We start from the raw sequence: 7,492 nt of genomic DNA on the forward strand, positions 1-7,492 counted from the left end.
CAGGATTCACTTCTTCAATGTGTATGACCCAAACATGTAATAAATTAAACCAATTCATCTAATTTATTACATAAATGGAACTTTCATGATTCCGTAACCTCACTGCGTTCAACAACCGCTTTGCGGATAGCATGCAAAAAAGGCATGAGCAAACAATGTACATGTAACATAAAGCTATGCGTGCAGATAAGGATAAAATACGCCCTCTGCTATGCAGCTTCGCTACAAATACGTTGTTAACTCATGCCTGATCGAATCAGTAACACGTTATAACCGCTATTCGTTTGTTGATTACGTTCTGAATTATAGCACTCTCATTTTGAACATGCAAGCCTTTTCAACAAAAAAATTCACCAGCTTAATTTTCGGTTTCATTTTTCTCGACAAACCGCTGCAGATGCATCGTTAGATAACTAACTTCTGCTCCATATACAGGCCGACGCAGGCGTCTTTCCATCATCTTGGTCAGCTTCCAGGCGAGCGAATATACTTCCGGGTACTCGATCTTGAGCATCTCTTCCAGCCGGTGTGTCGCTGCTACCTTCTCGCCGCGGCGGATACGCTCAATCGCGAACCGTAAATGGGTCAGCAGCCGCGAATAATCCAGACTGTCACCAGTGATAGTAATATTCAAGCTGTCTTCTACTACTTTGACCATATCGGCAATCAGGCGGGAATGCGCCTTGATCTGGGTAATATGCTGATCGGTCAGTGCGCTGTAAATATGCAGGGCAACAAATCCGATTTCATCTTCCTCCAGACTGACACCCAGCTTGTTTTTAATCATTTCCAATGCATGTTCAGCCAGACGATACTCGTTCGGATACATCTCCCGTGTCTCATACAAAAAAGGATTCTGTACCGTCATCCCCTGTTCGGCACGCTTGATGGCGAACGCAATATGGTCGGTCAATGCAATATGAATATGCTCGTTGAGCGGAGTTTTGCTTTCTTTATTAATAAAGTGAATAATCTCGTTAATCACTTCTATGATCTGTTCGTCAATCTGCGCAGCCAGCTGCTTGTACTGCTCCTGCTCCTGTTGGTTGGTTAAAATAAACATTTTCTCGACGACATTGAGCGGAATCTGATCGCGTGTCTTGCGGTTAAATCCGATTCCCTTGCCGATCACGACGACCTCTTCATACTGAGGATGATCTGCAATAATTACGTTATTATTCAGTACTTTAGCCACTTGTAGGCTGCTCACAGTTGCACCCCTTTTAATATCGCCTTATCCCGACTAAGTTATCAAAAAATAACAGGCTAGTCAACACAATCTGTACACTGCTTCGTTACAGCGAAAAAGACGATGAAGCCTTTATTTATCCGGCTTCATCGTCTTTTGAACTATTCCGCAGATATCCTTGTCGGAAATCCAGAGTTGTTGTACACAGATACTGTTATTATACACTTGCCACCATCAGGTTACAAACGCCAGACAAGTACATAAATAACCGGCTGATCCAATGAAAAAATTGTATATGGACAGATCAATTATAAAACATATTTTGAGCTTGCCGACAAAATGACATCCTAACTGCTATACCTGCTGGTTCAAGCTGCAGCTGTGTCTACGCGCCAGCTGCATCATACGAAGCATAGACTATTTTAGTCTGTATCCATGGTTGCATCCGAGATACGATTGGTTGATTTAATATTGGTTGATTGGATATCAATCGTCGGTGTTACCATTTCAACCGGTTGGATATCCTCTGCTTCAATATGGACCGGATAGGAACGTTTTTTATCGGAAAGTGCAGGTTGGCGTTCGGCAGAATTCTCTTTTTGTCCGGCGAATCCCTGGATCAGCTGCTCCAGATCAAGACCGGATACACTTTTCAGCATTTCAGGAGCAGTAGCCATTAGCTCGGTCACATAATTGCTGACTCTGGTCGCTCCTCCGCCTTCTCCTTTGCCTGTATCAACGACTGTCAGCTTGTCAATACTGCTAAGCGGCTCTGCGATCTTGCCTGCCAGCTCCGGCAGCATTTTGGCAACGATATCGAGAATAGCTGCCTGACCGTAGTTTTCAAAAGCTTCAGCCAGCTTTTGCTTGGCTTCGGCTTCTGCCAGACCACGTAGACGGATGACTTCGGCTTCCGCCGTACCTTTGGCACGTTCGGCATCCGCTGTCGCCAGACCGGCCAGGCGTTGCTGCTCGGCAGAGGCTTTGGCTTCGGTCTCGATCGAGTATTGTCTGGCTTCGGCTTCGCGCATTTTGCGGGCTTTGTCCGCCTGGGCTGCCTGCTCGACAGCAAAACGGTCGGCTTCGGCTTTCTTTTTCACTTCGGCATCATATTGTTTCTCGCGTACGGTAATTTCTTTTTCTTTCAGATCGATTTCGCGCTCTTTGCGGACGAGTTCGATTTTCATTTGTTCTTCAATCATGATCTGCTTTGCTTTGGCTTCCTGAATCTGATATGCCTGATCAGCTTCGGCGCGAGCGGTATCCTGATCCTTTTTGAAAGCAGCAATTTTCAGCTCTTTTTCCTTTTCCGCTTCAGCGATATGGGTATCACGCAGCAGCTCGGCTTTTTGTCCTTCTTCTTCGGCACGAGCCTTTTGGATGCGTGAGTCGCGCAGCGCTTCGGCTTCAGCAATATCGGCATCCCTTTTCACGGCTGCAATCCGTGGTTTACCGAGGGATTCCAGATAGCCATGTTTGTCGCGAATATCCTTGATTGTAAAGGAAACGATCTGCAGACCCATCTTTTTGAGATCACGTGCGGCTACGCTCTGCACTTCCTGGGCGAAACGATCGCGATTGCGGTACACTTCCTCTACGGTCATAGAGCCCATAATCGAGCGTAGATGGCCTTCCAGCACTTCCTGGGCTTCTCCTTGCAGAGCCTGGATCGGCTTGCCCATGAACTGCTCTGCGGCTGTTGCTACATCTTCAACCGAGCTGCCGATTTTGATAATAGCTACTCCGTCAGCCAGTACCGGTACACCTTGTTCGGTATACACCTCCGGTGTAGTGACGTCCAGCTTGTGGGACAGCAAGGACAGAAATTCGGATTTCTGGAAAATCGGCCAGATAAATGCACCGCCGCCGCGTACGATCTTGATTTTGCGTCCGGCACCATCATCCGAGATATTTTTGTTGCCGAGAAAAGAGCCGGTCACGACCATTGCCTCATCTGTACTAACGGTTTTGTACCGTGCCCAGAATGTTATGCCCAGTACGATTAGAACGACGATTACAATGGCAGGAATCAAAATCATTTCGTTTATTATTGTCATTGTATTCTCCCCTTTGAAACTGTATTTAAAGTTATATGGGTATTGCTGCCAGGTTACATGGTTACTGCTTCCGTCATATTCTTATTTCCAACTGCGTTTTGCCTGGATACACTATCCATGGATTATACTTGCTGCTTTTATTTATAGTGGTGCCGGGTCTGCTGCCAGACCTTGTTCAAATTCCGCTACTGCCAAAACACCTGCCGACTCCTCTACAATGACGACACGGACACCTGCCGCGATAGGAGAATGCTCAAAACTCGACGCGATATGTACCGTATTGCCACCTGCTACCTTGATCATAACTTCGCCATATCCCTCGCCTGGTACCGGTATGGTAACTTCTCCAATCCGCCCAATCATCTCCCGGATCGAATAGGACGTGGACACTTCGCTATTCTCCATGGGTTTGACATACACGAAAAATACAAACAATGCTCCTGCAATAGCCGCCAGAATGGATAATAACAGCTCTACTCCTATAGACATGTCCGTATACCTGGCCAGCAAAATGCCTGCTCCACCAAATACCGTTACCATGCCTGCCAGTACAACCGGCTTGAATACATCCGGTCCGGGCAGCTCCAGTCCGCCCAGTACATCACCGAGCAAGTCACCGAAAAGCAGGCTGAACAGCGCATATACTGCTCCGATAATCAGACAGGTCCAATATAGCGTTTCCATAATTGCGGTCTCCTTTCCGTTTTGTGACAAGACCGCCGCACAGTCTTCAAGACTTTTTTTATTCAAAAACAAAAATACTGCTGGTTGGCGATATACCTTTATTTACGTATATATACAGATGAGGTTGCATATTTTTACCTTTAAAGGAAATTAAATTACAAAAAGCAGCTTTTTCTCTTTCATTTGATGTCCAATTGTTACGCCTTTATAGATAGTTCTATTCATTATATGAGACGTCAAAAAAGCACAGCTTCCCAAGATCCATAGGATCAAGGAAACTGTGCTTTTGGTTGTGAAATGTTTTATGCAGACTGCTCTGCTTTTTGGAAAAAATTACTCTTTAGCGAATACAAGAGCTGTCTTTTTACATTAAACAGGCTATCTCTGATCGCAACATCACACTTCTTATACCAAACTTGATACTTCGGTTTAAAAGCGCTCCTGCTTACAGGGACATACGGTAGATTTCGCGTACGTCGTCTGCCTGCAGTTTGGCAAAGTTACCAAAGGAAGGTCCGAACTTCAGTGTTTTCTCGACCATCAGGTCGATTTGGCTATCGTCGATATCGTAGTCAGCCAGACGGCTAGGTGCACCGATCGATGTCCAGAAATCACGAAGTGCCTGGATACCTGCTGCGCCTACTTCTTCGTCGCTCTTGCCTGCAGGATCAACATTAAATACGTTAACTGCCAGCTTCGCAAAACGGGCAGGATCGACTTTGAGGTTATACTGCATCCAGTTCGGGAACAGGATCGCCAGACCACCGCCATGCGGAATATCGTACACTGCGGATACCGCATGCTCGATATTGTGGGTTGCCCAGTCACCGGTTACGCCCATGCTCAGTACGCCGTTCAGCGCCATTGTACCGGAGTACATAATCGTGGAGCGCAGCTCGTAGTTCTCCAGATCATTGATCAGTTGTGGAGCCGCTTCGATAACGGCACGCAGTACGGATTCACACGAGCCATCCTGTACCTGTGTATTTTGTTCCGGATGGAAGTACGTCTCCAGTACGTGGGACATCATATCTACCATACCGTATACTGTCTGATCTTTAGGCAGGGAATACGTGAATTCCGGATCCAGAATCGAGAATGCCGGGAAAGAGTATGCGCTGCCCCAGCCCAGTTTCTCCTGGGTATCGCTGTTGGTGATAACCGAACCGGAGTTCATTTCGGAACCAGTTGCTGCCATTGTGAGTACAACGCCCAGCGGCAGTGCATCCGTTGCAGCTGCTTTGCGTTCGATAATATCCCACATGTCGCCATCGTATTTGGCACCGACTACGATCGCTTTGGCGCAGTCAATAACGCTGCCGCCGCCGACAGCGAGTACCAGATCGATGTTATTTGCTTTACACAGCTCTACACCTTTGTGGACAGTAGTCAGACGCGGGTTCGGTTCTACGCCTGCCAGTTCGGTTACATTCGCACCGATTTCGCCCAGGTATTTGATTACCTGATCGTACAGGCCTGCACGCTTGATGCTGCCGCCACCATATACCAGCAGGATGTTCTTGCCGTATTTTGGAACTTCACGCTTCAATGTCTCCAATTGGCCTTTACCAAAAATCAGGCGGGTTGGATTATAAAATTCAAATGATTTCATCTGAAATAGCCTCCCTTACAGGATATAAGATTTAGGAAAACACATGAGAAACGACTTCCCTTCTGTTCCAGGGATCAGAACGTTGATAGGAAGTAATAAGTAAGTTACGGTTTCTCACTACTTTACAAGTATACACTGTCGCGTCGTAAAAATAAAATCCGACGTGTCCCTTTGCAGATTTAACCACAACAGACACCGGCCAAACGGAAGCTGTCCACCTTTTGATAATCTGTGGGACATCAGTATGAATAACCAACAGCTGCTGCTTCTTTCTTTTTAGAACACGGTATTGCTGGTGCCTAATCATGCTTGCTTTATCTCGATTTATCCGCTTGGCTACACCGCTGTATGGTGTCCGATTACGTATAGAGGCTGCCAGCTCCATCCAGAGGTTGAATTTGGTAGGTGTACAGTTAAATAACTCTCTTCCCTGTCCAATATACGTGTAGAGGATTTACCAATTTCAATCACCAACAAGGTTGCTCTTGCTACTACGCTTCCTTGGTTCCGCAGTTCCCCATTATTGACTATTCATTGTATTGGCACCCTATTAAAGAAAGGATTACCCTACTCATGAAAACATCCAATCCTTCAGGGCACCGCAAAAGCGGGCGTTCCTGGAAAAAGATCACTCTCCGCGCCATCGTTTCACTGGTCGGAGTCGTTTTACTTCTGCTGGCAGCAGGATTTATTTATGAAAGTATAACTTCACGGCACGCCCAGGCCACCCATCCTCCACCGGGTAAAATGATCGATATCAATGGGTACCGGCTGCATGTGCATACGTATGGAACCGGCTCACCGACTATTCTGCTTGAAGCAGGCAGTGGGGAGACCAGTCTCTCCTGGAGACAGATTCCGGAGCAGCTGGCAGCCTCTACAGGCGCTACAGTCGTAACCTATGACCGGGCAGGCTACGCCTGGAGCGATACCAGCCCACTGCCACGAACCGGACAGAATATTGTCAAAGAGCTGCATACCGCTTTGCAGAAAGCAAATATTCCGGGTCCGTATCTACTGGCCGGTCATTCGCTTGGCGGTATGTACTCTCGATTATTCGCACAAACGTATCCCGATGAGATTGCAGGCATGGTACTGATCGATGCACGGCCGGAAAATGATGCCGAACGTACAGAAGCCATTTACAAGGAAGAACATGCAGGCAGTTCCACGCCATCGCCTTATATTTCTATTTTCCTCGATGAAGTAGGCGCTTTTCGTTTATTTCCAAATTTTATGCTAACCGGACGGGTTGAACCGGAAGATCGGCAGGATTTTGTAAACGTAGTGGCTTCACCAAAATATTTTAAAGCTGTATCTGAAGAAGGAAAACTCGCCAGTACCACCGAAGATGCTATTCGCAATCAAAAGCTGGGCAATCTGCCTGTACGTATTATTGCCAGAGGACAGGAGCAGGATCTGACCCGTTTTGGAATCAGCGAAGAAGCGAATAACAAGATTGAGCAAAGCTGGCAGATTGGACAGCGCGAAATGCTCGCTATTTCGAATAACAGCAAGTTGATTGTAGCCAAGCGAAGCGAGCATATGATTATTCATGATCAGCCTAAGCTCGTTATCCGGGTTATCGAAGAGCTGCTGGCAGAGATTCGGCAGAAATCGTCTGATAACGGAAAAAGTGCAGCGGGAAGCGGGGCTGGATCGTCATAAAGGATCGGAATTGGCTGTATATAGCCAGAATATAGCCGAGCAGTTATGAATATGATTTAAAAAGAAAAAAAGCAAGAGCCAGGAGATTTTATCCCTGGCTCTTGCTTTTTTGTTCATTTCTTTATTGCTTTTTTGCTGTTTTGCTGTTTTTCCCTCTTACAACCGTTACTTTACTGGTCTTTTTATTGCTTTGTTGATCTGTTGCTTTGTTGATCTGTTGCTCTGTTACTGTGTTGTTCTCTTGTTTTCTTAATGCGTTGTTCTGTTATTCTCTTACTGCGT

5 protein-coding genes and 1 pseudogene are annotated in these 7,492 nt (G+C 46.4%); 2 read left to right on the forward strand and 4 right to left on the reverse strand.

Annotation, left to right across the window (positions count from 1 at the left end):
* Positions 1 to 358: 358 nt before the first annotated feature.
* The 4 genes from glcT to AR543_RS19605 all read right to left on the reverse strand — a co-directional run bounded on the left by glcT (position 359) and on the right by AR543_RS19605 (position 5,542).
* Positions 359 to 1,210 (reverse strand): glucose PTS transporter transcription antiterminator GlcT, encoded by an 852-nt coding sequence (gene glcT / locus AR543_RS19590; RefSeq protein ID WP_060536071.1) that lies wholly within the window; start codon positions 1,208 to 1,210, stop codon positions 359 to 361.
* 401 nt (positions 1,211 to 1,611) lie between these two features.
* Positions 1,612 to 3,246 carry a flotillin lipid rafts scaffold protein FloT gene (locus AR543_RS19595; RefSeq protein WP_060536072.1) on the reverse strand — a complete coding sequence of 545 codons (1,635 nt, stop codon included), beginning with the start codon at positions 3,244 to 3,246 and terminating at the stop codon, positions 1,612 to 1,614.
* A 141-nt stretch (positions 3,247 to 3,387) separates the two neighbouring features.
* Positions 3,388 to 3,930, reverse strand: a complete 543-nt coding sequence (locus AR543_RS19600) for an NfeD family membrane protein (protein ID WP_060536073.1) — start codon at positions 3,928 to 3,930, stop codon at positions 3,388 to 3,390.
* 445 nt (positions 3,931 to 4,375) lie between these two features.
* Positions 4,376 to 5,542, reverse strand: coding sequence for an iron-containing alcohol dehydrogenase (locus tag AR543_RS19605; protein ID WP_060536074.1), 1,167 nt, complete (start codon positions 5,540 to 5,542; stop codon positions 4,376 to 4,378).
* A 573-nt stretch (positions 5,543 to 6,115) separates the two neighbouring features.
* Between AR543_RS19605 and AR543_RS19610 the strand changes: the two genes are divergently transcribed.
* Together AR543_RS19610 and AR543_RS25075 are read left to right on the forward strand one after the other, a co-directional pair.
* Positions 6,116 to 7,210: an alpha/beta hydrolase gene (locus AR543_RS19610; protein WP_060536075.1), complete on the forward strand. Its 1,095-nt coding sequence runs from the start codon at positions 6,116 to 6,118 to the stop codon at positions 7,208 to 7,210.
* 73 nt (positions 7,211 to 7,283) lie between these two features.
* Positions 7,284 to 7,463: pseudogene (locus AR543_RS25075) on the forward strand (hypothetical protein); the annotation flags it as partial.
* Positions 7,464 to 7,492: the final 29 nt, after the last annotated feature.

It is taken from the genome of Paenibacillus bovis (assembly GCF_001421015.2).
GTDB classification, from domain to species: Bacteria; Bacillota; Bacilli; order Paenibacillales; family Paenibacillaceae; genus Saccharibacillus; species Saccharibacillus bovis.

Coding starts and splice junctions, on each gene's coding strand:
- AR543_RS19595 (WP_060536072.1), bottom strand. CDS start 3,246: ATGACAATAATAAACGAAATGATTTTGATTCCTGCCATTGTAATCGTC.
- AR543_RS19600 (WP_060536073.1), bottom strand. CDS start 3,930: ATGGAAACGCTATATTGGACCTGTCTGATTATCGGAGCAGTATATGCG.
- AR543_RS19605 (WP_060536074.1), bottom strand. CDS start 5,542: ATGAAATCATTTGAATTTTATAATCCAACCCGCCTGATTTTTGGTAAA.
- AR543_RS19610 (WP_060536075.1), top strand. CDS start 6,116: ATGAAAACATCCAATCCTTCAGGGCACCGCAAAAGCGGGCGTTCCTGG.